A 22869-nucleotide genomic window follows, 5' to 3' on the forward strand; every position below is an offset into this window, starting at 1 on the left:
CTATCTTTCGGTCGAGTCGCATATCCGCATGATGGCGGCGGCGCAGCCCTTCATCTCGGGCGCGATCAGCAAGACCATCAATATGCCGAATGACGCGTCGATCGAGGATTGCGAACAGGCCTATCTGCTGTCCTGGCGCCTCGGCCTCAAAGCCAATGCGCTCTATCGCGACGGCTCAAAGCTCTCGCAGCCGCTCTCGGCGCAGCTCATCGCCGGCGACGACGACATCGACGCGATGGACGTCGTCGAGGAGGTCGTGGCGGCGGCGATGCCGGCGCGCGCCGCGGCGATCGCCGAGCGCATCGTCGAGCGCGTCGTGCATCAGGTGATCCGCGAGCGCGAGAAGCTGCCGGACCGGCGCAAGGGCTATACGCAGAAGGCGGCGGTCGGCGGCCACAAGGTCTATCTGCGCACCGGCGAATACGCCGACGGGCGCCTGGGCGAAATCTTCATCGACATGCATAAGGAAGGCGCGGCCTTCCGCTCGTTGATGAATAATTTCGCCATCGCGATTTCGCTCGGCCTGCAATATGGCGTGCCGCTCGAAGAATATGTCGACGCCTTCACCTTCACCCGCTTCGAGCCCGCGGGTCCGGTGCAGGGCAATGACGCGATCAAGAACGCGACGTCGATCCTCGACTATGTGTTCCGCGAACTCGCCGTTTCCTATCTCGGCCGCAACGATCTTGCGCATGTCTCGCCCGACGACATCGGCCATGACGTGCTCGGCAAAGGCCAGCATGAAGGCAAGGCGCCGGAAACCACCTCCGTTGTCTCGCGCGGCTTGCTGCGCTCCAAGACCGACAGGCTGATGGTGGTGCAGGGCGGCGGCGCGACGGCGTTGCGGTCGGAGCCGACGCCGGAGGTGGCGCACGAGGCGGACGCGCTGTCGTCGCTCGGCTGGACCGAGCCGACCAAGACGGTGCAGGGCGTCGCCGAGAAACGCGCCGAAGCGCGCATGAAGGGCTATGTCGGCGAAGCCTGTCCCGAATGCGCGAACTTCACGCTGGTGCGCAACGGCACGTGCCTGAAATGCGAGACGTGCGGCGCGACCACGGGGTGTTCGTGAGCGCGTCATCGTTAGGTCGTTACGGGACGTATGAGTCTAACAGGCTGACGCAAGTCTCTATCTGGAGATCAAAATGACGACATCGAAACGCGACGCGTCGAAGGATTCGAAACTTCTCAGAAGCAAGACATCTTCCAAGGATGTAAAATCGGTAGCCGGATCAGATTTGGCGCAAGCCAAGCACAAGACGGCGAAGAAAAAGAAGTGAAGGAATTTTGAATTCGCAGTCCTCGTCCTTCGAGACGCGCCCTGCGGGCGCTCCTCAGGATGAGGACTGCTGGTGGCGGTGGCGAGCGGGCGTGGCGACGCTGTCGACTCCGCGCAGAGACACCAGCAACGCGCGCACCCTCTCGTGCGATTCCGTCGCGAGCGCCTTGCGGTCCTTGCCGCGCGTCTCGATTGGCGCGCCGAAGACGATGTGACAGTGCGCGTCGCCGCGCTTCATCAGGCTCCACAGATGCGGCAGAAAGGTCATGTCGCCGTACCAGCCGACGTCGATCCGGCGTGCGCCGTCGGAATAGGCGATGGCGACGGGCGCGAGCGTCGGCGCTTCGCCGCGCGCCGACATCGTCTCCAGCGGCGCGAAATGCGCCGAGCGAAAGGGCAGGACCGCGGCGCCGTCGCTCGACGTGCCTTCCGGAAAGACGACGAGATCGGCGCCCGCGCGCAGCGCGTCGGCGAGCGCGTCATTGACGCGCGCGACGTCCTGCCGCAAACCGCGTTCGACGAAGATCGTGCCCTGCAGCCGCGCGAGCAGCCCGAGCACAGGCCAGCCGGCAACGTCGCGCTTCGCCAGAAAGATGAAAGGCGCGACGCTCGCGAGCGCGATGATGTCGGTCCAGGACACATGGTTGGCGACGACGAAGCGCGGCGCCGGCGCGGGCAGGGCGCCCTGCGCGTCGACCCTTATGCCGATGACGGCGCAGATCGCGCGGCAGAAGCGCGTCTGAATCGCATGCTGAATCGGCCAGCCGCGGCGCCGCGCCAGCGCCTGCAGCGGAACCAGGAAGAGAAAGGCGCACATCAACGTCGTGACGAAGGCGAGCGCGCGCAGATAGGGCATGGCGCGCAGATGGCGCGCCGATAAGACGGTCGTGTGACGCTAGGCGCATCTGTGCTTGACGCCGCCGCTTTCGCCGTCCTTATGTGCCCCTGCCGTCTATGCTGGCGGCCAAGGTCAGGCTTCTCGGGAGAAACTAATGACGTTTGTGCCTGCGCGCCGCGCATTTGCCGTTGCGGCCCTCTCGCTTCTTTCCGCCGGGCTGCTGGCCGGGCCGGCGCTGGCCCACGGTCCCTCGCGCCAGAAAGTCGTGGAAAAAATCGAAATCGACGCTCCGCCCGCCAAGGTCTGGGAGATCATCGGCAATTTCCAGGATCTCAGCTGGCATCCGGCCGTCTCCAAGACCGAAGGGACGGGCGGCAACGCCGTCGACGCCAAGCGCAAGCTGATCCTCAAGGATGGCGGCGTGATCGAAGAGTCGCTGACGAAATATGACGCGGACGGCAAGTCGATGAGCTACAAGATCGACGCCGTCGACGTGAAGGTGTTGCCGGTCAACAATTATTCCTCCACGATTTCGGTGAAGGACGAAGGCGGCAAGAGCGTCGTCGAATGGAAGGGCGCGTTCTATCGCGGCTTCATGAACAATGATCCGCCGCCTGAGCTTACCGATGAGGCGGCGGTGCGGGCGGTGACGAATGTCTACGCGTCAGGCCTTGCTGCGCTCAAGTCCAAGGCGGAGGGCAAGTAGCGCCGCGCCATGCGCCAAGCGCCGGGAACGATCGGGCCGGTCGACATCGCCGTCACGCGCCGAAGCGTTCTGCGCGCGGTGACGGCGCTCGCGGTCTGTGCGCCGGTCGCTGCGCGTGCGGCGCATGGGGCTTCGCCGCTGAAGGTGGTTGAAACGACCATCGTCGATGCGCCGCCAGAAAAGGTCTGGTCGCTCGTCAGCGACTTCGCGCACGCCGGGTGGCTGCCCGGCGTCGTGCGCGTCGAAGCGACGGGCGGCGATGTTCCCGATCAGGCGCGGCGCAGGCTGATCCTGGCCGACGGCGGCGTCATCGAGGAACTGCTGACGAAGCGCGACGCCGAGCGCATGTTGCTCGGCGTGCATCGCGAGGGCGACGACCTGAAGCGCCTGCCGGCGACGAACTACACCGCGCTGATCACGCTGCGGCCGGCTGAGGGCGGCAAGACCGAGGTCGAGTGGAAGGCGCGCTTCTATCGCGGCTATCCCAACAACGACCCGCCGCCCGAGATGAACGACGACGTCGCGCTCGCGGCGGTGACGGCGCTGCAGCGCGCCTATCTCGCGGCGTTGAAGGCGAAGTCGGAGGGGCGATGAGCCCACAATCCGTCATGCCCGCGCTTGTCGCGGGAATCCACGCCAGGACAGTGCGACTCGTTTCAGGAAGAGTGAAGCGCTTCACGCGCATGTGGATGGCCGGAACACGCCCAGCCATGACGGCGGGGATGTTTCTCTCCCTTGTCCTCCCCGCTGCTCCCGCATCCGCCGCCGAAGCCTTCGTCACGGCGCAGGGCGACGATGCGCTCTCGATCGTCGATCTCGCCAGAATGGAGACCGTCGCGACGCTGCCCATCGGCGGCAAGCCTGCCGGCGTCGCCGTGTCGCGCGACGGCGCGCGCGCCTTCATCACGAGTCCTGAAGGCAAGTTTCTCACCGTCGTCGATGCGGCGACGCGCAAGATCGAAAAGCGCATTCCTGTCGAAGGCGGTCCGCTCGGCGTCGCCGCAAGCCCCGACGGCAAGCGCGTCTATGTCGCCGATCTCTATGGCCGGCGCCTCGTCGAGATCGATCTCGCGAGCGGCGCGCAGCGCAGCGTCGGCGTCGGCGCAATGGCGTCGGGCGTCGCCGTCGCGCCGGACGGCAGGACGATTGTCGTCGCCGACCGCGACGACAATGCGCTTTCTCTCATCGACGCGGCGACCTTCTCGCGCGTCGCGACCATTGAGGTCGGCAGGCATCCTTTTGGCGTGACGATCGACGCCTCTGGCGCGCGGGCCTATTCCGCAAATGTCGAATCGGACGACGTCAGCGTCGTCGATCTCGCCGCGCGCAAGGTCGTCGCGACGCTCAAATGCGGCAGCAGGCCTTATACCGTGGCGCTCGCGACGGGCCGCGTCTTCGTCGCCAATCAGCATGCCGACAGCGTCAGCGTCTTCGACGCCGAGACCCTGGCGCCGATCGAAACGCTGAAGGTCGGCGAATATCCCGAGGGCCTTGCGGCCAGCGGCGACGGCGCGCGCGTCTATGTCGCGAACTGGTTCTCGAACGAGCTTTGGGCCGTCGATGCGCAGACGCTCAAGGTTCTCGGCAAGGCGCAGACCGGCGACGGACCGCGCGCCTTTGGCGCCTTTGTTCGCGACGCGGATTGATCCTGCAGCCATCGCTCTAAAGGACAGGGCTGTCATTCCCGACGCGCGCGGAGCGCGCGATCGGGAATCCAGAGTCGCAAATTGACTCCGTGGGATCCGCTCTGGATTCCCGGTCAGGCCATTGGCCTGCCGGGAATGACACGCCCGATGGATCGACGGCGTCGCATTACGGCGTTTCAACATGCTCGGGCCGCACGCCGAGCCCGATAAGGCGCGCCGGCAGCCGGCGCAGCAGCGGAACGGCGTCGAGCAGTCGCAGCGCGAGAGGCGGCTCCAACGGCTTCTCGGCCGAGAGCACGCCGCGCACCACGCGATTTTGGATGGCGAGCTGAATCGCCTGCGTGACGCGCGTGGGAAACTCGCGGCGCCGCTGCACGGCGGTGATGTCATCGTCGCTCAGCCGATCCTCGCGCAGCTTTGCGCCAAGCAGATTGGCGGCGGCGACGGCGTCCTGAATCGCGAGGTTCACGCCGACGCCGCCGACCGGCGACATAGCGTGCGCGGCGTCGCCGATGCACAGCAATCCGGGGCGGCTCCATGTCGTGAGGCGATTGACCTGAACGGTCAAGAGGCTCACGTCGCCCCAATCCTTCAGCGTCTCCATGCGATCCGCGAGAAATGGCGTCAGGCGGGCGATCGACTCGCGAAACGCCTCGATTCCGTTCGCGCGCAACTCCTCGGCGCCGCCTTTGGGAATGACGCAGCCGCATTGCCAGTAGGAGCCGCGGTCGATCATCACCAGCATGCGGCCGGGCGCGACGCGGCCGAAGCTCTCGTCGGGATCGCTGTCCTTGCGCGGCAGCTTGAACCACAGCACGTCCATCGGCGCGCCGAAATCCTTGACGGGGAGCTGCGCCTCGGCGCGGAGCTGCGACCCGCGCCCGTCGGCGGCGATGACCAGCCTGGCGTCGATCTTCAGTTCGCCTTCCGGCCCCTTCGCCGTCAGGCCGCAGACCCGGTCGCCGTCCATCAGGAGATGTTCGCCGGCGGTCTGCATGAAGAGACGGAAATTCGGCAGCGCGCGCGCATGTTCGGCGATGAAGTCGAGAAAATCCCATTGCGGCATGAACGCGATGAAGTTGCATGTGCCGGGCAGGCTGGAGAAATCGGCGACCTTATATTGCCGTTCGCCGATCCAGGCGGCGAGCGCGTAAGCCTTGTGATGCGGCAGCCGCAGGAAGTCCTCGAGCAGGCCCAATTCGTCCATGATCCGCAGCGTCGACGGGTGAATCGTGTCGCCGCGGAAGTCGCGCAGGAAATCGGCGTGTTTTTCGAGGACGATCACGTCGACGCCGGCGCGCGCGAGCAGAAATCCGGCCATCAGGCCGGCGGGGCCGCCGCCGACGACGCAGCACTGGGCGGAAAGGGTCGCGGCCATCCAGTCCTCCATCTCCAAATCTGGCGTTCCGAGCGGAAGCGCGGGTTTGATCCGAATCGTCGCGGCGTTGCGGCAAGGCTGGACATTGCCGTCGGCAGACGCAATAAGGGGCCACGGAATTCGAGGACGCCCAATACATGTCCTACATCGTTCGCTTCTTCACCTGGTGGAACCGCGCCACGCTCAGCACCGGCCTGTGGACGCTGCTGTATGGCGAGCGCGTCGGCGAAGACGAATTCGGCAACGTCTATTACCGTCGGCGCGGCGGCAAGATCGATCCGGCGCTCGGGTTTGAACGGCGCTGGGTGATCTACAGCGGCTATGCCGAGGGTTCGGCCACGCCGCCGGGGTGGTATGGCTGGCTGCATCATACGGTGGACACGCCGCCGACGGACGAGACCTATCGGCCGCGCGCGTGGGAATTGCCCTATGAGCCGAATATGACGGGCACGCCGCAGGCCTATCGGCCGCCGGGCTCCCAGCTTGTGCTGGGCGAGCGTCCTCCCGCCGGCGGCGATTACGCCCCCTGGCGGCCGGAAGGCTGAGCGGCGCATCGTCCTTGGAAACGCCTTTCTTGCCTGTTTTCGTCCTCCGCCCCCTTTTCGGGTCGGCGGAGAATCATGCGGTGATCGGATGAAATTGCCCTTGTCCCTGGCGCCAGCGGCGGTCGGCGCATGGGCGCTGTTCGCGGTCGCCGCGTCGGCCGAACCGATCCGACATCCCACGGCGGTCTTCGCCGGTCTCGACAAGACGACGGGACGCATCATCAATTTCGACGTCACGATCGACGAAACCGTGCAGTTCGGCGCGCTCCAGGTGACGCCGCGCGTCTGCAACACGCGACCCCAGACCGAAACGCCGCAAACGACGAGCTTCGTGGAGGTCGACGAGCTCGTCCTCAAGTCGGAGCCTCGATCGGAGGCCAGGGCCGAGGCCGCCAAGGTCGAGGGCAAGCAGGAGGCGAAGCGCATCTTCTCGGGCTGGATGTTCGCCGCAAGTCCGGGTCTCCACGGCGTCGAGCATCCCGTCTATGACGTCTGGCTGGTCGACTGCAAAGGCGGCAAGGACATGACGGCGCAGCCCGCTGAAGCCACGGCGACGCCTGCAGCCCCGGCCGCCGAGGCGGAGACGACGACACCGCCCGAGACGTCCAGCGGAAAGAAGCGCCGCTCGCGTCGCGTCGAGCCCACCGCGCCGCCGCCGATGGAAAATCAGCCCATCGGCCCCGCCGATCAGGCGGCGCCGCCGCCCGTCGACCCCGAGGAGGCGGCACCGGCGCCCGAGCAGCCGCCGGCTGCGCCTCCCACGCGCGGAAAGAGGAAACGGCGGCGGGGCGAACAAACTCAGCCCGCGCCCACGGCGCCGCCGCAGCCCGCCGGCAATTCGCTGTTTCCCTTCTAATCGGCGAGCGCGGCCAGAGCTTGCGACCCGCGCACGGTCGCGTCCGGCGCCCAGACGTTGAAATCGGCTTTCGTCAAAAGCGCCCGTTCGAGGGCGTGGTGATATTCCTCGCGCGAAATCTCGATCGCGCCGAGCGACGCGAGATGCGGCGTGATGAACTGCGTGTCGAGCAGTTGGAATCCGCCCGCCCGCAATCGCGCGACGAGATGCGCGAGCGCGACCTTCGATGCGTCGCGCTCGAAATGGAACATGCTCTCACCGAAAAACGCGCTTCCGAGAGCGACGCCATAGAGCCCGCCGACGAGGCGTCCGTCGCGGCGGCATTCGACGGTATGCGCGAAGCCGAGATCGAACAGTTCGCGATAGAGGCGGCGGATCTCCGCGTTAATCCAGGTCCGTTCGCGGCGGAAGGCGGGAGCGGCGCAGGCGTCGATCACCGCATCGAAGTCGATATCGACGCCGACGTCGAAGCGATCCGACCTCACGGTCTTGGCCAAAGAGCGGGAAACGCTGAAGCGATCGAGCGGAAAGACGGCGCGCCGCTCCGGATCGACCCAGTACAGCTGATCGTCCTCGGCGCTTTCGGCCATCGGAAACAGTCCGATGGAGTAGGCCCGCAGCAGGAGGTGCGGGCTGATCGCATAGGGAGCGTTGAGGCGCGACATCTTCTCAAGGATAGCGGCGCGACGCCGGCGCGCCACCCTTGAGCGGCGACTTTCTTTCGGAAGGTTCGGTTAATTCCGCGTCGTACAGTTGAGTTTCGCTCCGCGCCACTGGACCATCGCGTCGTCGCCCTTGTTCCAGAACTCGATCCCCTTGGCGACGTAGCGCGCGCCGCTACCGGACATGGCGTGCTTGGCCATCACGGTCTCGCCTTTGAAGACAAGTTTCGCGCGGCTGGCGCTCGCGCCATAAAAGGTGACGGTGAGATCGGCGTCGGAGTCGCCTGAACATTTGAAGACGAAGGGACCGCGCACCGTCGCTTTGGCGTTGACGGCGGAGAGCGGCGCCGCCGCCAGAAACGCCAGGAGCATGGCCGACAGCGCGCGCTTCATCATCGCGTCCTCACATGACTAGAATCCGGGCTCGATGCCGCCCGTCGCCAAAAAATGTTCCAGCCAATGGATGTCGTAGATTCCGTTCTGGACGTCGGCGTTGCGCACGAGCGTGCGAAACAGCGGCAGCGTAGTGTCGATCCCGTCGACGATGAATTCGTCGAGCGAACGCCGTAGGCGCATCAGCGCTTCGGTCCGGTTGCGTCCGTGAACGATGAGCTTGCCGATCAGCGAATCGTAATTCGGCGGGATCGTATAGCCCTGATAGACGGCCGAATCGACGCGAACCCCGACGCCGCCCGGCGGATGATAATAGGCGATGCGCCCGGGCGAAGGCCTGAAGCTCAGGGGGTGCTCGGCGTTGACGCGACATTCGATGGCGTGGCCATAGAACCAGATGTCTTCCTGGCGCATCGACAGCGGCGAGCCCGCCGCCACCCTGATCTGCTCGCAGACGAGATCGACGCCGGTGATCGATTCCGTCACCGGATGCTCAACCTGAATGCGCGTGTTCATCTCGATGAAGTAAAATTCGCCGTTCTCGTAGAGAAACTCGATCGTGCCGGCGCCGGCGTATTGCATCTCGCGCATGGCGCGCGCGCAGGTCTCGCCGATCTCCATGCGCTGCGCGTCATTGAGCGCGGGCGAGGGGCTTTCTTCCCAGACCTTCTGGTGACGCCTCTGAAGCGAGCAGTCGCGCTCGCCGAGATGAACCGCCTCGCCCCTGCCGTCGCCAAAAATCTGAATTTCGATGTGACGCGGCTTCTCGAGAAATTTCTCGATGTAGACCGTGTCGTCGCCGAATGCGGCCTTCGCCTCGGTGCGCGCGGTGGCGATGGCGATGGCCAGATCATGGGCGTCGCGCGCCACCTTCATGCCGCGGCCGCCGCCGCCCGAGGCGGCTTTCACCAGAACGGGAAAGCCGATCTTGTCGGCGACCTTCAGGGCCTCCTTCTCGCTCAGGACTGACCCTTCGGAGCCGGGAACGCATGGAATGCCGAGCTTTTTCGCCGTCGCCTTGGCTTCGATCTTGTCGCCCATCAGGCGGATATGCTCGGATTTCGGTCCGATGAAAGTGATGTTGTGCTCTTCGAGAATCTCGGCGAAACGCGCGTTCTCCGAGAGAAAGCCGTAGCCCGGATGGACGGCGTCGGCGCCGGTGATTTCGCAGGCGGAGAGCAGGGCCGGGATATTGAGATAGGATTCGCGCGCCGGCGCCGGACCGATGCAGACCGACTCGTCGGCGAGCTTGACATGCATGGCGTCGGCGTCGGCCGTCGAATGAACGGCGACCGTCGCGACGCCCAACTCCTTGGCGGCGCGCAGAATGCGCAGCGCGATTTCGCCGCGGTTGGCGATGAGGATTTTATCGAACATCCGTCTTGGCCGCCTAGTCGATCACGAGGAGAGGTTCGCCGTATTCGACGGGCTGGCCGTCCTCGACCAGAATGGCGGTCACCACGCCTGATCTTGGGGCGACAATGTCGTTGAAGGTCTTCATCGCCTCGATCAGCAAGAGCTTGTCGCCCACCGAAACGCGCGCGCCGATCTCGACGAAGGGCTTGGCGTCAGGGTTCGGGCGAAGATAGGCGGTGCCGACCATCGGAGACTTCACCGCGTCCGTGAGTTCGGCAGGCTCCGCCGCCGGAGTCGACGCCAATGCGGGCGGCGGCGGGGGCGGAGGCTGCAAGGGCGCGACCGCTGGCGGCGGCGGGGCGACGACGCTCGCGACGGCGGCGACCGGCGTGCGCGCCGCACGGATGCGCAGATCGCCTTTCTCCACTTCGAATTCGCTCAAATCGCTGTCCGCGACCAGCTGGGCGACCGTGCGCAACAGATCTGGGTCGATCACCGGCGCGTTCGACGGCGCAGGCTTGCGGGCGGGGGCGGTGCGAGGCGGTTGGGCTTTGCGCGCCATAAGTGTCTCAGCTCTTTCTCAGTTCGTTTTCAAAGACGGCTTCGAGCGCAAGGACATAGGACAGCGGTCCGAATCCCGCGATCACGCCGCGCGCCACCGGCGAGATGAAGGAGCGGCTGCGGAAGCTCTCTCGCGCATGCACATTTGAAAGATGCACCTCGACGACGCAAGCCTCCGCGCCTTTGATGGCGTCATGGAGGGCGATCGACGTATGCGTCAGCGCGCCGGCGTTGAGAATGACGGGGGCGCCTGCGCCGCCCGCTTCCTGGATCCAGTCGACGAGATCGCCTTCGTGGTTGGACTGCCGGAAGACGAGCGATACGCCGCGCGCCGCGCAGCGCGTCTCCAGCATCGCGCGAATGTCGTCGAGAGTCGCGGTTCCATAGATCGCTGGCTCCCGGCGGCCGAGGAGATTGAGATTGGGACCGTTAAGCACGTGGACGGCTGACATAGCGCTTCCGAAACGTTCCCAAATATCTCAGAGCCGACAAGCCGTCTCTCTTAGCCCCATTGTCGCCGCAATGAAAGCCCGGCGCCGCGCTAGCACGCCGTCTTGCCGCACTTGTGCATATTTTCGACCTTGGCTTTCAGCTGGGCGTAGGGCACGCCGCCGATAATCGCCTCCTTGCCGATCACCCAGGCGGGCGTCCCGTCAAACCGCAGCTCGTCGGCGAGCATGGCGACTTCGTCCAGCGCCGCCTTCGTCGCCGGGCTCGACATGTCCTTTTCGATGCGCGCCATGTCCGCGCCGACGTCCTTCGCCGCCGCCATCGCCTGCTGCTTGCCGATGTGGCCGCGCGTCGACAGAAGCTTGCGATGGAAGTCCCAGAACTTCTGGCTGTCGAGCTGCATGCGCGCGGCGGTCGCGACCTGCGCCGCCTCGACCGAGTCCGTCCCGAGAATCGGGAAGTCCTTGAGCACCACGCGCAGTTTCGGATCGCCGTCGATCAGCTTGGCGATCGAATCCAGGGACCGTTTGCAGTAGCCGCAGTTGTAGTCGAAGAATTCAACGAGCGTGACGTCGCCATTGGGATTGCCGACCACGGCCTGGTTGGCCGAATGGGTGATCTTGTCGCCCTGCTGATTGATGGCCTTTTCGCGCGTGCGGGCCTCGGCGACTTTCTCGCGCTTGCCGAGTTCGTCGATCGCGTCCTTGATCACTTCCGGATTCGTGATGATATAGTCGTGTACGACCTTCTCGATCTCCACCTTCTGCTTGCTCGAAAGCTCTTCGGCGAAGAGCGGCGTCGTCGCCCCCAGGGCGAGACATGCGCCGGCGGCGAGCGAGACAAAAAAGCTCATTACATTCTCCTTTACGCGACTGCGCGTTGATGTCGGACGCCAGATTGCGGCGCTTTTAGCACGGGAGGCGCCGGGCGTCCTCCCGACGTGAGGATTGCAATCTGAGTAACTAGGGCGGTTCAGCGCGCCAGACTGGTCCGCACGCCGTCGTTCACGAGCACCGAGCCGACGCCGTAGTTGAACTTCGCTTCGCCCAGCGTGCGCAGCTGAAGCGTCACCATCACCGTCTGGTTGCGCGCCGGCAGGCCCGTGTACGACTGTGGCTGGTAGATCTGAGAATAATTGATTGAGAGCGTCGTGCATTCGTCCTGGTAGCCGATGCCGCCGCCAAGCGTCGCGATCGAGAATAGAGGCGCCGAGCCGGTGAGATTTACGCCGGTGAGAGTCGTCGTGTACGGAACCGTCGTCGGATTGGTGAGCGAGTTGTAGAGATAGCGGCTCATGTCGAACGTGACGGTGCCGGTCAGGAAATAATTGTTCGTGATGTCATACCGTCCGGTCGCCGAGAGCCCCTGGCGACGCACGTCGAAGCCGATCGCCGGCTGCGACGCGTAATTCGCGTATTGGACCTGGAGCGACATCGGATCGAGGTTCATCGTCGCGAACAGGTCGATCCGGCGGGCGCGCAGATCTCCCTTGTCGAAGCGGCCCTTGGCGACGAAGCTGAGGAACGAAGACGGCGCGAAGGCGAAACGCCCGACGATGTCCGACGCCCGTGAGTTGAGTCCGGAGTCGAGGCCGACATTCGCAGCGTCGGCCTGCGCATAGGAGTTGGCGCCGGCGATCTGGCGCGACTGGCCGATCATCGCGTTGATGAAGCCGCCGTTCGACAGCGACAGGGTGGCCTGTCCGCCATAGTTGAGGCGCGTGCCGGTCTCGAAGCGGTCATAGCCCGAGAATTTGTTCCATTCGAACAGCGTCGAATCGTCGAAGACGAGGCTCTGCGCGTCGATATTGACCAGCGAGGGGATCGACGTTTCGTTGGGACGGGCGACGACCTGCGCGATCGGTTCGAAGACAATGTCGCCGAAGAAGCTTCTGGCGAGGATTGGATAGCGCCATTCGGCGCCGATGCCCGGCAGCGCCTGGCCGCGGAAGCGATTGTCGGCGCCGTCGAAGAACTGGCCCTGCGCGCCATTCGGGATCGGCGACAGCGACTGGTTATAGATCGGGTACATGCCCTGGCGGTCGTAGTTGAGATAGCTGCCCACGAAGCGCGCAAAGGCGAACGGCGTCCACACGCCGCCGATGGGATCGATGACTTTGCGCTTCCAGGAGCCGCTGATCGTCGCATGCTCGTAATCGCCGCCGACGCCGCGCAACAGACAGCCGCTCTGCGCCGGATCCGGCGCGCGCCCGTAGATCTGGCAAACGTTGTAGAGACCATAGATGCGGTCGAGCGTGCGCGGCTGAATCGATTCGAAGTTGGCGACGCTGGCGGAGGTGCTGGTCACATTGGCGTCGACCTCGATCTGTCCGCCGACCCCGGCGGTCGCCGCCGGATCAATGTCGAAGACGCGATTGTAATCGATCACCGGATGGACGACCGGCTGTTGCGCCTGCACGTCATTGGGCGACAGCAGCTGGAAATAATACCCGCGCATGTCGAAGTAGCTGCGCGGACCCTGGCCGGTCAGATAGATCGTCGACGACGCTTCTCGGAAGAAATAGTTCTGCAGAAGATAGTTGTATTGCTGATAGTCCTGCAGAAAAAATCGATCGGACAACGCCGTGATGTCCCAGCCGGCGCGCCAGCGATCGTTGAGCCAGAATTCGCCGAAGGACTGGATGGCGCCGCGCCACTGCTTGTTGCCGGCGCCGAGCGGGGCCGCGGCGAACGCGCTCGTGTCGCCCACATGCGTGCCCTGGCCGCGGATCGTATAGGAGCCATTCTCGAACCGCTGGCGGAATTCGGCCGTCACGAACGGGCCCTGCCGCGAGAAATAGATCGGCGTTACGGTGAGGTCGTAATCGGGCGCGATCGCCCAGAAATACGGCACGCCGACGCCGGTGCCGAGCTGCTGGCGATAGACGAAGACCGGCGACAGAAAACCGGATTTGCGTTTGACCGTCGGATCCGGGGACGACCAGAACGGCACATAGGCGACCGGCACGCCGAGAAGTTCGAACGAGGCGTCCTCGTAGTAGACCATCTTCTCGACGTTGTCGTGGATGATCCGCTTGGCGCGAATTTGCCAGGTGCGCGGTTTCGACGGGTCGTTCCGACAGGCTTCGCAGGCGGTGTAGGTGCCCATGTCGAAGGTTGTCGTGTCGCCCGCCCGCTCGGCCCGCGGCGAGGTGAAATGGGTGTTGTTGGCGGAGTCGACCTGCAGGCTCTCGATGAAGCCGTTCTTGAAGTCGTCGGTGAGGTCGAAGCGATCCGCATGCGCGATCGAGCCGTCGGTTTCGGTCAGCTTGGCGTGGCCCTCGGCGTAGACGCGCGAGGTGTTGCGGTCATAGGTGACGCGGTCGGCCTCGAGCAGCCGGCCCTTGTAGTAGATCTCGACGTCGCCCCGCGCGGTGACCGTGTTCCTTTTCTCGTCGTAGACGAGCTCTTTGGCCTCGACGACCATGCGCGCGCCGTCTCCGCCCGCCGGCTGTGGCGCAGCGGCTGAGACGTTGACGAGGGCCGCCTCAGCGAGCGCGAGGGCGGCCGCGAAAAGGGTGAGACGCCGGGACGGGCTGGCGAGCGCCATTAGCCGTCCTCCGAATACAGCAGGATGACAGTTCCCAACATGCTCCCGACAAGCGCAGGCGACCATGCGGCCACGACGGGACTGATCATCCCTGCGCCGCCGAGATCCGAGAGGACTTTAGTAACGATGTAAAGCACGAAGCCTGCGGCCACGCCACCCGAAAGGGTCTTGGCGACGCCGCCAAATCGAAAGAATCTTAACGAAAAGGAAGCGGCGACGAGAACCATCGCGACGAGCAGCAGCGGCCGCGCAAGAAGCGTCTGAAATTGCAGCCGGTAACCTGTCGCGTCAAGACCTGCTTCGGCGGTGCGCGCCGTCATTTCGGGCAGCGACCAGAACGGCGTGCCTTGCGGCGGCGTGGTCGCCGCCGCAACCTGCTCCGGCGTCAGATCGGTCGCGAGCATATAGGAGCCGACCTTGCGCGACGGCTCTCCGGGCATGCTCACCTGCGCGTTTTCGAGAACCCAGACTCCGGGCTCCAGCCGCGCATGATTCGCTTCCACCCGCTCGAGGAAACCGCCGCGCGGCGCATAGATATTGACGCTGACGGACGTCAGCTCCGAACCGCCGTTGGCGGAATTCATCGCGTGCATGATAGCGAGGCCGTCGACGCCATGCTGGCGGAGCCAGACGCCATGATCGATGCGCAGACTGCCGGGCACGCCGAACAGATCCCATTCCATCTGTTCGGAGCGCTGCTTCATCGACGCCGACAGCGGGTTGTAGATGGCGACGGACACAACGCCGATCAGCAGGGCGGTGAGCGCCGGCGGCGCGATGAACTGCCAGACCGACATGCCGGCGGCGCGCGCGACGATCAGCTCAAGTTTTCGCGTCAGGTCGACGAAGGTCGCCATGGACCCGAAGAGAACGGCGAAGGGCAGAATCATCTCGGCGGCCGCCGGAACGCGCATCGCCGTCATCAGCGCGACGGTCGCGGCGCCCGCCTGCGGATTGTCGCTGGCGCGCCGCAGCATCTCAACGAAAACCACCACGAACATCAGGCAGAAGATCGTAAAGAAGATCGCCAGAATCGTGCGCATGAACCGCAGCGCGAAATAGCGCGTGATCGTCGCCCCGATCATGGCTGCGGCTTTCCTCCATCGTGTTGCCGCGCCGCATGCTGAGGCGCGCTGCGCCCAGGCGCTGGCATTAAAGTTCAGTTAACGATCGCTAGACTCTGGCGTCTTCGCGCGCAAGCGTCGCACGGCCGCGCCGCGCCGCGCCAACACATTCAATTTGCGAGCGTTGCTTTTGGGCCACGGGGGGATTTCTGCGGAAAGATCGCGGCGATTCCGCGGCGGAGAAATTGGCCTTAGAATTATTAAAAAAAGCTGCCGGTCGCGATTGACCGCCGCCGCCCGCCGGAAGATAGTGCGCGCCATTCCCGTGAATTCGCGCGCCCGGCGCGCCGCCGGCGCGCATTTTCGACAAAACCGACGCATTTGCGGCGGAATAGCGTCCGCTTCGGCGGGGGAGGCAAGAGGCCCTGATGCTCGTCAACGCGAAATTTGAAGTCCAGCCATTCGACGCCGCCGAGGCGCTGCTCCGCCAGCCGGAAGAGGAGGGGCATCCGCGCACGCTCGTCGCTTTCGTCGACCGCGGTCTCGCGATGGGCGAGCGCGCCGCGAGCATTCTGAAGGATGCGGCCGCCCATCTCGCGCGCGCCGCCGCAGCGGCGAAATTCAAGGGTAAATCCGGAACATCGCTCGAAGTCCTCGCCGCGCCCGGCGCGCCGGCGAGCCGCGTGATCCTCATCGGCCTGGGCCAGGGGGAAGACGCCGAGGGCGACGCCGCCAAGCCTTTCGAGGATTTCTTCGCCCTCGGCGGCCAGACCGCCGCAAAAATTGGTCCCGGCGGCAAGGCGATCGTGCTGTTCGATCTGCCGGACGGACTCTCCGCCGCGCACGACGCCGTCTCGCAATTCGCTCTCGGCGGATGGCTGCGCTCTTATAAGTTCGATCACTATAAGACAAAGAAAAAGGACGAGGCGGACCGCGACGGCCCCATGGAGGTCGTCGTCGCCCTGGCCGATCCGGAAACCGTGAGCGCGGCGATGTCCGACAGCGGCCATCTGGCGGATGCGGTCGTTCTCGCCAGGACTCTCGTCAACGAGCCGGCGAATGTCCTGACGCCGCCCGAATTCGCCCGCCGCGCGTCGGAGCTGATGAAGCTCGGCGTCGAGGTCGAGATCCTTGACGAGAAGGCCATGTCCGAACTCGGCATGCGCGCGCTGCTTGGCGTCGGGCAGGGATCGGAGGCCGGCAGCCGGCTCGTGGTTCTGCGCTGGAGCGGCGGCGCCGAGGGCGCCGCGCCAATCGCCTTCGTCGGCAAGGGCGTCGTTTTCGATTCCGGCGGCATTTCCATCAAGCCGGCGGCGTCGATGGAGGACATGAAGGGCGACATGGCCGGCGCGGCGGCCGTGACCGGCGCCATGTATGCGATCGGCGCCCGCAAGGCCAAGGCCAATGTCGTCGGCGTGCTCGGTCTCGTCGAGAACATGCCGGACGGCAAGGCGCAGCGGCCGGGCGACATTGTGAGGTCCATGTCGGGCCAGACGATCGAAATCGTCAACACCGACGCCGAAGGCCGCCTCGTGCTCGCCGACGCGCTGACCTATGTCATCGACAAGCACAAGCCAGCGGCGGTCGTCGATCTCGCGACGCTCACCGGCGCCATTCTCGTCGCCCTGGGTCAGGAATATGGCGGGCTCTTCTCCAACAATGACGAACTCGCCGACCATCTGACCAGGTCCGGGCAGCATATCGGCGAGAAGCTGTGGCGCATGCCGATGGGCCCCGCCTATGACAAGCTGATCGACTCGAAATTCGCCGATATGAAGAACACCGGCGGCCGCCACGCCGGCTCGATCACCGCCGCGCATTTTCTGCAGCGCTTCGTCGGCAAGACGCCCTGGGCGCATCTCGACATCGCCGGCACCGGCATGGGCTCGCCGATGAGCGACACCAATCAGAGCTGGGGCGCCGGCTGGGGCGTGCGGCTCTTGGACCGACTGGTCCGCGACTATTACGAGGGGTAGCGGGGGGCCGTTATGCGCGCTCAGGAGACGGCGATTGTCGCCGCCTCCGGCGGGCTTTGCCCAATTATTTTCCCGGCGCTGTTCCGGCTTATAGCCGTTCGATAACTCTATGGGTCAGAGCCCCAATTGCTATGGCTTATCGGTAATTTGGTTTGCGTGTTTTTGATGGAAATGTTTTCGCGCCGCCCGATCTGATGCTCAATACAGTTCGTCCGGGACTGAAAGGAACGCATCATGATCGAATCTCATTGGCGCGCCGATGTCCTCGCGACCATATTCGGCGTCATCCTGGTGGCGGTCGGACTGCTCGGCTTCGTCCCCAACCCAGTCGTTTACGATAGCGGGTTCTTCCAGGTGAACGCGGCGCATAACTTCGCGCATCTTATCAGCGGCGGGCTGTTGATGCTCAGCCCCTTCTTCGGCGCGCCGGTGCTGATGATCCGAGCCCTGGCCGTCGCCTATGCGGCGATCGCCATTCTCGGTTTCGCCGCGCCGAACGCCGTTCAGCTTGGCGGTCTCCTCGCCGTGAACACGGCCGACAACTGGCTCCACGCCGCAATCGCGGCCGTCCTGCTCGCGATCGGCTTTACCACCCCCATGGAACGTTCGTTCACCCTGGCCCATATGTAACGCGGGCAACATGCGTCGCAGCCGCTGGGGCTGCGACGGCGCGCTGGGCCGAGGCTGCAATGACCGGTTTGGAGACAGTGTGGCTTCGCGCCGCGGTGCGCGAGGCGCTCGACGGGAGCGGGGTGGCGGATCCCAAGTCCATTTCGATTGAGGTCACCGGCGACGAGGTGGTGCTGAAGGGCTCGGTCGCGTCGGCGGCCGAATGGATGGAGGCGGAATACGCCGCCGCCTCGGCGTCTTCGCTCGTCAAAGTGAAAAATGCGCTGACGATCGCCGTCCTCTTCGAGGCGCCGAAGGACACCGTCTACGAGGCGGGCGTGGAATCCTTTCCCGCGAGCGATCCGCCGTCCTGGACGCCGGGCTGACGGCTGGGCGGGCGCTAGCTGGCGAACAGCCGCGGGTCGCGAAGGTTTCGCCATAGGCATGAGGGCGATAGAACCAGAACGCCATGCTGGAGATCGCCTTCTATCATCTCACCCGCGCGACGGTGGAGCAGACGCTGCCGACGCTTCTTGAGCGTTCCCGCGCGCGCGGCTGGCGGGCCGTCGTGCAAGCCGCGAGCGAAGCGAGGCTCAAGAAGCTCGATGCGGATCTCTGGTCGTATCGACCGGAGAGTTTCCTCCCGCACGGGACAAAGACCGAAGGGGCGCCCGAGCGACTGCCGATCTATCTCACCTGCGCGGATGACAATCCGAACGACGCCGACGTGCGCTTCTTCGTGGAAGGCGCGCGCATCGCGCCGGCGCTCGCTGGGGCGGGCGCGCCCAGCGCGCGCGCCGCGCTGCTGTTCGACGGGCGCGACGACGCGGAGCTTGCCGATGCGCGCGCGCAATGGAAAGAACTGCGCGAACTGGGCTATAGCCTCGTCTATCACCAACAGAGCGAGAGCGGCGGATGGGAAGAAAAGGCCCGAGAACCGAAGTCCTAGGCGAAGATTTTATCGAGCGCCGCGCTAAGGCGCGCGAGAGGCTCGACGCGTTCGATCCCCATAAGCAGCCCGGCGGAACCGAGGCCGATCCGAAACGCCGCGAGTGGTTTGAAACCGTCTATTCGCTCGCCGAGGACGATCCGGCCGCCGTTCCCTGGGCGCATCTCGAACCGCGGCCGTTGCTCGAAGACTGGCTCGCCAGACATCCGATCGCCGGCCTTCGCGCGCTCGACGTCGGCTGCGGACTGGGCGACAACGCCGAGGCGCTGGCCCACGCAGGCGCCCGCGTCGTCGCCTTCGATCTCGTGGAGCGCGCCGTGCAATGGGCGCGCGAGCGCTTCCCGGAAAGCGACGTCGACTATCGAGCGGCCGATCTCTTCGATGCGCCGAAGGAATGGCGCGACGCTTTCGATTTCGTGCACGAGCTTTACACGTTGCAGGCGTTGCCGAAAGCGCTTCTGCCTGACGCCGCGCTCGCGCTCGCGTCCTTCGTTGCGCCGGGCGGAACGCTGCTCGTCATCTCGCGGGCGCGCGACGCTGACGAAGAAATTGGCGGGCCGCCATGGCCGCTCGCAAAAGAGGATATCGAAGCTCTGGCCGTCGACGGTCTGCGGCTGGTCGCGCTTGAGGACATTCCCGCGAAGGACGTCGTTGGTCGGCACTGGCGCGCCGAGTTTCGCCGCGAGGCCGGCGCGTGAGCGCGCCGCTGCTTTCGATTACCAAGGTCAGCAAGACATTTGGCGCGGTGGTCGCGCTCGAAGACGTGTCGCTCAGCGTCGGCGCCGGCGAATTTTTCGCGCTGCTCGGTCCGTCCGGCTGCGGCAAAACCACCTTGATGCGCTGCATCGCCGGCTTCGAATCGCCGGACGCCGGAACGATCGCCTTGAACGGCGTCGATCTCGCCGGCGTGCCGCCCTATCGGCGACCGGTAAATATGATGTTTCAGTCCTATGCGCTGTTCCCGCATCTGAATGTCTTCGAGAACATCGCCTTCGGCTTGCGCCGGAAGGGCGAAGCGAAAGCCGCCATCGACGCGCGCGTGCGCGAATTGCTCGAGATGACTCAGCTTTCGGAGTTCGGCCGTCGACGCATCGCTGAACTGTCGGGCGGACAAAAGCAGCGCGTCGCCCTTGCGCGCGCGCTCGCGCCGCGGCCGAAGATGCTGCTGCTCGACGAGCCGCTCGGCGCGCTCGACCGCAAGCTGCGCGAAGAGACGCAGTTTCAGCTGAAGGAAATCCAGCGCCAGACGCAAACCAGTTTCGTCATCGTCACCCATGATCAGGATGAGGCGTTGGCGCTTGCCGACCGCATTGCGGTGATGCGGGCGGGCAGGGTGGAGCAGGTCGCCGGGCCGATGGAGATCTACGATCAGCCCGCGACCCGTTTCGTCGCGGGCTTCGTCGGAGAAACGAATTTCATCGAGGGGCGTCTGGAGCGCAACGGCGCTGCGGCGCTGATCACCGAATTTGGGCGGATCCCCTGCGGTCCCAGCGATCTTCCCAATGGCGCGCGGGCGACGCTCAGCGTGCGCCCGGAGCGCATCGGCGTCGCGCGCGAAGGCGAGGGGATTCCCGGCGTCGTCGAGAATTTCGTGTTTCGCGGCGAAACGACTCTCCTGCGCGTGCGCGTCTCGGAACACGTCGTTTTGCGCGCGGCGGCGGGCCATGGCGCGCGCCACGCGATCGGCGATCCGGTGCGGCTCAGCGTCCCGCCCGACGCCGGCGCGCTTCTTGCCGAGGAGCCGTAGCAATGGAGGCGAGAGCGCGCCCGCGTCCACGCAAACTTTCGTTGGGCGAACGCCTCGTGCTCGCGGCGCCTTATTTCTGGATCGGCGCCTTTTTGCTTGCGCCGATGCTGCTCGTCGCCAAGATTTCAGTGTCGCAGTCGGTGCTCGCGCGTCCGCCATATCGCCCGATCTTCGCGTATTCGGATGTTCTCTCCGACATCTGGTCGAAAGCGCAGTCCTTCACGCTCGACTCCTATCGCGCGCTGTTCAGCGACACGCTCTATGTCGAATCCTATCTCTCTTCGCTCACCATCGCCGCGATTGCGACGCTCATCACGCTGCTCGTCGCCTATCCCTTCGCGCTCGCCATGGCGCGCGCGCCGGAACGGTGGCGCCCGATTCTCATCGGTCTCGCCGCCGCGCCGTTCTGGACGAGCTTTCTCATTCGCGTCTACGCCTGGATGGCGCTCCTGAAGGATGAAGGGCTCATCAATAACGCGCTGATGGCGCTCGGCGTCATTTCGACGCCGCTGCGGATGTTCGCGACGCCAGGCGCCGTCGTCGTCGGCATCGTCTACTCATATCTGCCGTTCATGCTGCTGCCGCTGTATGCGGCGCTGGAGCGTCAGGACCCGAGCCTTCGCGAGGCGGCGGCCGACCTCGGCGCCGCGCCGGCGCAAGTGTTCCTGCGCGTGACATTGCCGCTGTCGCGCGAAGGCGTCTTCGCCGGCGCGCTTCTGGTTTTCATTCCAGCGGTCGGCGAATTCGTCATCCCCGATCTTCTCGGCGGCTCCGAAACGCTGATGATCGGACGAACCCTGTGGAATGATTTCTTTTCCAATCACGACTGGCCGGCCGCCTCGGCCGCGGCGATCACGCTCGTCGCTCTGTTGATGATTCCGCTGCTGTTGTGGGAGCGCGCGCGGCTCAAGGAAGAGGACGATTCGCAATGAGCGCCGCGGCGTCCTGGGCGCGGCGCGCGACGCTCCTGATCGGCTTCGTCTTCCTCTACGCGCCGATCGCGATTCTCGCGATCATGAGCTTCAACGCCTCGCGTCTGGTTTCCGTCTGGGGCGGATTTTCCACGAAATGGTATGCAACGCTGCTCGACAATGCGCAGCTGCTGCATTCGGCGAAAATCAGCCTCGCCGCCGCGCTGACCTCGGCGACGATCGCGACTCTGCTTGGCCTTTTCGCCGCGATTGCGCTCGCGCGTTTCGGCCGCTTTCGCACGCGCCTGCTGTTTTTCGGCGCCCTGCACGCGCCGCTCGTTCTGCCGGAAGTCGTGCTCGGCCTGGCGCTCCTCAGCTGTTTCGTGGCGCTCGGCGTCGGGCGGGGCTTTGTCACGCTCGTCATCGGCCATGTCACTTTGACGGTCAGTTTTACGACCGTGGCGATCCTTGCGGCGTTGCGCGACTGCGATCCGGCGCTGGAAGAGGCGGCGATGGATCTCGGCGCCACGCCTCTTGGAGCCTTCCTGCGCGTCGCGCTGCCGCAGATCGCGCCGGCGGCGATCGCCGCTTTTCTGTTGGCGTTCACCTTGTCGCTCGACGACCTCGTCATAGCGAGCTTTGCGACCGGCCCCGGCGCGACGACGCTGCCGATGCGCATCTATTCCCAGGTGCGTTTGGGCGTTTCGCCGCAGATCAACGCCATTTCGACCTTGCTTCTCGCGCTCGTCGCCCTGGCGCTCGGAGTCGCCGCGCTTGTCTCCTATTGGCGCGGCCGGCGGATGTCATGAACGGTGAAAACTGCAGCGGCTGCGCCAGATAAGGCGTCATGACTCCCAATTGGTTCGCCTCCGTCCCGAATTTCATCACCATTGGCCGCATCGTGCTGACTCCGGCGGCGATCTCGCTGATCGTCGAGCGACAATGGAGCGCCGCCTTCGTGCTGTTCGCCGTCGCCGGTCTGTCGGATGCGCTCGACGGATGGCTGGCCCGGACCTACGCGCTGCAGTCCGAGCTCGGCGCAATCCTCGATCCGATCGCCGACAAGGCGCTGATCGTTTCAATGTATGTCACGCTCGCCATCGTCGACGCGCTGCCGGCCTGGCTCGTGATCATGGTGGTGTTTCGCGATCTCATGATCACCGGCGCCGTTTCGCTGTCCTGGCTGATGGGCCGGCCAATGCAGGTGCATCCACACTTTTCTTCAAAGGCGACCACGGCGGCGCAACTGGTGCTCGCGGGCGTGATATTGGCCGCGCACGCATATGACATTCACTTTCCGTTGTTAAATGTCGCGCTCATCGCCCTCGTCGCCGCATTGACCGTCACTTCCGCCTGCGTCTATCTGTGGCTCTGGGTCCGGCATATGAGGCTGTGAC

24 protein-coding genes and 1 pseudogene are annotated in these 22869 nt (G+C 65.1%); 15 read left to right on the forward strand and 10 right to left on the reverse strand.

Annotated elements, in window-relative coordinates:
- Positions 1 to 1069, forward strand: a pseudogene (locus AB7F41_RS08675) (vitamin B12-dependent ribonucleotide reductase); the annotation flags it as partial.
- A gap of 262 nt (positions 1070 to 1331) precedes the next feature.
- Here AB7F41_RS08675 and AB7F41_RS08680 read toward each other — a convergent pair.
- Positions 1332 to 2132 (reverse strand): lysophospholipid acyltransferase family protein, encoded by an 801-nt coding sequence (locus AB7F41_RS08680; RefSeq protein ID WP_428380484.1) that lies wholly within the window; start codon positions 2130 to 2132, stop codon positions 1332 to 1334.
- 136 nt (positions 2133 to 2268) lie between these two features.
- On the opposite strand from AB7F41_RS08680, the gene AB7F41_RS08685 reads away from it, so the two are divergent.
- The 3 genes from AB7F41_RS08685 to AB7F41_RS08695 all read left to right on the forward strand — a co-directional run bounded on the left by AB7F41_RS08685 (position 2269) and on the right by AB7F41_RS08695 (position 4466).
- Positions 2269 to 2820 (forward strand): SRPBCC family protein, encoded by a 552-nt coding sequence (locus AB7F41_RS08685; RefSeq protein WP_428380482.1) that lies wholly within the window; start codon positions 2269 to 2271, stop codon positions 2818 to 2820.
- A 9-nt stretch (positions 2821 to 2829) separates the two neighbouring features.
- Positions 2830 to 3414, forward strand: coding sequence for an SRPBCC family protein (locus tag AB7F41_RS08690; RefSeq protein ID WP_428380481.1), 585 nt, complete (start codon positions 2830 to 2832; stop codon positions 3412 to 3414).
- Between the two features lie 95 nt (positions 3415 to 3509).
- A complete protein-coding gene (locus AB7F41_RS08695) occupies positions 3510 to 4466 on the forward strand; it encodes a cytochrome D1 domain-containing protein (RefSeq protein WP_428380557.1) in 957 nt (318 codons plus the stop codon).
- A 166-nt stretch (positions 4467 to 4632) separates the two neighbouring features.
- On the opposite strand, the gene AB7F41_RS08700 is transcribed toward AB7F41_RS08695, so the two are convergent.
- Entirely contained in the window at positions 4633 to 5844 is a 1212-nt protein-coding gene (locus tag AB7F41_RS08700) for an FAD-dependent oxidoreductase (protein ID WP_428380479.1), read from the reverse strand.
- Between the two features lie 137 nt (positions 5845 to 5981).
- Between AB7F41_RS08700 and AB7F41_RS08705 the strand changes: the two genes are divergently transcribed.
- Positions 5982 to 6389, forward strand: a complete 408-nt coding sequence (locus AB7F41_RS08705; RefSeq protein WP_428380477.1) for an NADH:ubiquinone oxidoreductase subunit NDUFA12 — start codon at positions 5982 to 5984, stop codon at positions 6387 to 6389.
- Positions 6390 to 6477: 88 nt separating this feature from the next.
- Positions 6478 to 7245, forward strand: a complete 768-nt coding sequence (locus AB7F41_RS08710) for a DUF2155 domain-containing protein (protein WP_428380475.1) — start codon at positions 6478 to 6480, stop codon at positions 7243 to 7245.
- Here AB7F41_RS08710 and aat read toward each other — a convergent pair.
- The 8 genes from aat to lptG all read right to left on the reverse strand — a co-directional run bounded on the left by aat (position 7242) and on the right by lptG (position 15301).
- On the reverse strand, positions 7242 to 7910 hold the full coding sequence (gene aat, locus AB7F41_RS08715) for a leucyl/phenylalanyl-tRNA--protein transferase (protein WP_428380473.1): 669 nt from the start codon (positions 7908 to 7910) through the stop codon (positions 7242 to 7244). The genes AB7F41_RS08710 and aat overlap by 4 nt on opposite strands.
- A gap of 69 nt (positions 7911 to 7979) precedes the next feature.
- Positions 7980 to 8303, reverse strand: a complete 324-nt coding sequence (locus AB7F41_RS08720; RefSeq protein ID WP_428380472.1) for an MliC family protein — start codon at positions 8301 to 8303, stop codon at positions 7980 to 7982.
- A 15-nt stretch (positions 8304 to 8318) separates the two neighbouring features.
- A complete protein-coding gene (gene accC / locus AB7F41_RS08725; RefSeq protein ID WP_428380470.1) occupies positions 8319 to 9677 on the reverse strand; it encodes an acetyl-CoA carboxylase biotin carboxylase subunit in 1359 nt (452 codons plus the stop codon).
- Between the two features lie 13 nt (positions 9678 to 9690).
- Positions 9691 to 10218, reverse strand: a complete 528-nt coding sequence (accB, locus tag AB7F41_RS08730) for an acetyl-CoA carboxylase biotin carboxyl carrier protein (RefSeq protein ID WP_428380468.1) — start codon at positions 10216 to 10218, stop codon at positions 9691 to 9693.
- A gap of 7 nt (positions 10219 to 10225) precedes the next feature.
- The gene (gene aroQ / locus AB7F41_RS08735; protein ID WP_428380466.1) at positions 10226 to 10669 is read right to left on the reverse strand and encodes a type II 3-dehydroquinate dehydratase; all 444 of its coding nucleotides are present in this window, start codon (positions 10667 to 10669) and stop codon (positions 10226 to 10228) included.
- A gap of 89 nt (positions 10670 to 10758) precedes the next feature.
- The gene (locus AB7F41_RS08740; RefSeq protein WP_428380464.1) at positions 10759 to 11520 is read right to left on the reverse strand and encodes a DsbA family protein; all 762 of its coding nucleotides are present in this window, start codon (positions 11518 to 11520) and stop codon (positions 10759 to 10761) included.
- Between the two features lie 119 nt (positions 11521 to 11639).
- Positions 11640 to 14216: an LPS-assembly protein LptD gene (locus AB7F41_RS08745; protein ID WP_428380462.1), complete on the reverse strand. Its 2577-nt coding sequence runs from the start codon at positions 14214 to 14216 to the stop codon at positions 11640 to 11642.
- Positions 14216 to 15301, reverse strand: a complete 1086-nt coding sequence (gene lptG / locus AB7F41_RS08750; RefSeq protein WP_428380461.1) for an LPS export ABC transporter permease LptG — start codon at positions 15299 to 15301, stop codon at positions 14216 to 14218. Before lptG ends, AB7F41_RS08745 begins: the two co-directional genes overlap by 1 nt.
- 407 nt (positions 15302 to 15708) lie before the next feature.
- Here lptG and AB7F41_RS08755 point away from each other — a divergent pair, with 407 nt between their 5' ends.
- The 9 genes from AB7F41_RS08755 (at position 15709) to AB7F41_RS08795 (ending at position 22868) form a co-directional block, all read left to right on the forward strand.
- Complete coding sequence (locus AB7F41_RS08755; protein ID WP_428380459.1) at positions 15709 to 17256, forward strand: leucyl aminopeptidase; 1548 nt, start codon at positions 15709 to 15711, stop codon at positions 17254 to 17256.
- A 234-nt stretch (positions 17257 to 17490) separates the two neighbouring features.
- Entirely contained in the window at positions 17491 to 17886 is a 396-nt protein-coding gene (locus AB7F41_RS08760) for a DUF4383 domain-containing protein (RefSeq protein ID WP_428380457.1), read from the forward strand.
- A 59-nt stretch (positions 17887 to 17945) separates the two neighbouring features.
- Positions 17946 to 18251, forward strand: coding sequence for a BON domain-containing protein (locus tag AB7F41_RS08765; protein ID WP_428380455.1), 306 nt, complete (start codon positions 17946 to 17948; stop codon positions 18249 to 18251).
- Positions 18252 to 18334: 83 nt separating this feature from the next.
- Positions 18335 to 18814, forward strand: a complete 480-nt coding sequence (locus AB7F41_RS08770) for a DNA polymerase III subunit chi (RefSeq protein WP_428380453.1) — start codon at positions 18335 to 18337, stop codon at positions 18812 to 18814.
- A complete protein-coding gene (locus AB7F41_RS08775) occupies positions 18781 to 19512 on the forward strand; it encodes a class I SAM-dependent methyltransferase (protein ID WP_428380451.1) in 732 nt (243 codons plus the stop codon). Before AB7F41_RS08770 ends, AB7F41_RS08775 begins: the two co-directional genes overlap by 34 nt.
- Positions 19509 to 20561, forward strand: coding sequence for an ABC transporter ATP-binding protein (locus tag AB7F41_RS08780; RefSeq protein WP_428380449.1), 1053 nt, complete (start codon positions 19509 to 19511; stop codon positions 20559 to 20561). Before AB7F41_RS08775 ends, AB7F41_RS08780 begins: the two co-directional genes overlap by 4 nt.
- Before the next feature lie 2 nt (positions 20562 to 20563).
- Entirely contained in the window at positions 20564 to 21493 is a 930-nt protein-coding gene (locus tag AB7F41_RS08785; RefSeq protein WP_428380447.1) for an ABC transporter permease, read from the forward strand.
- Entirely contained in the window at positions 21490 to 22281 is a 792-nt protein-coding gene (locus AB7F41_RS08790; RefSeq protein ID WP_428380445.1) for an ABC transporter permease, read from the forward strand. The genes AB7F41_RS08785 and AB7F41_RS08790 overlap by 4 nt, the downstream gene beginning before the upstream one ends.
- 38 nt (positions 22282 to 22319) lie before the next feature.
- Positions 22320 to 22868, forward strand: coding sequence for a CDP-alcohol phosphatidyltransferase family protein (locus AB7F41_RS08795; RefSeq protein WP_428380443.1), 549 nt, complete (start codon positions 22320 to 22322; stop codon positions 22866 to 22868).
- Position 22869 lies beyond the last annotated feature (1 nt).

This window comes from Methylocystis sp. (assembly GCF_050251305.1).
Classification (GTDB): domain Bacteria; phylum Pseudomonadota; class Alphaproteobacteria; order Rhizobiales; family Beijerinckiaceae; genus Methylocystis.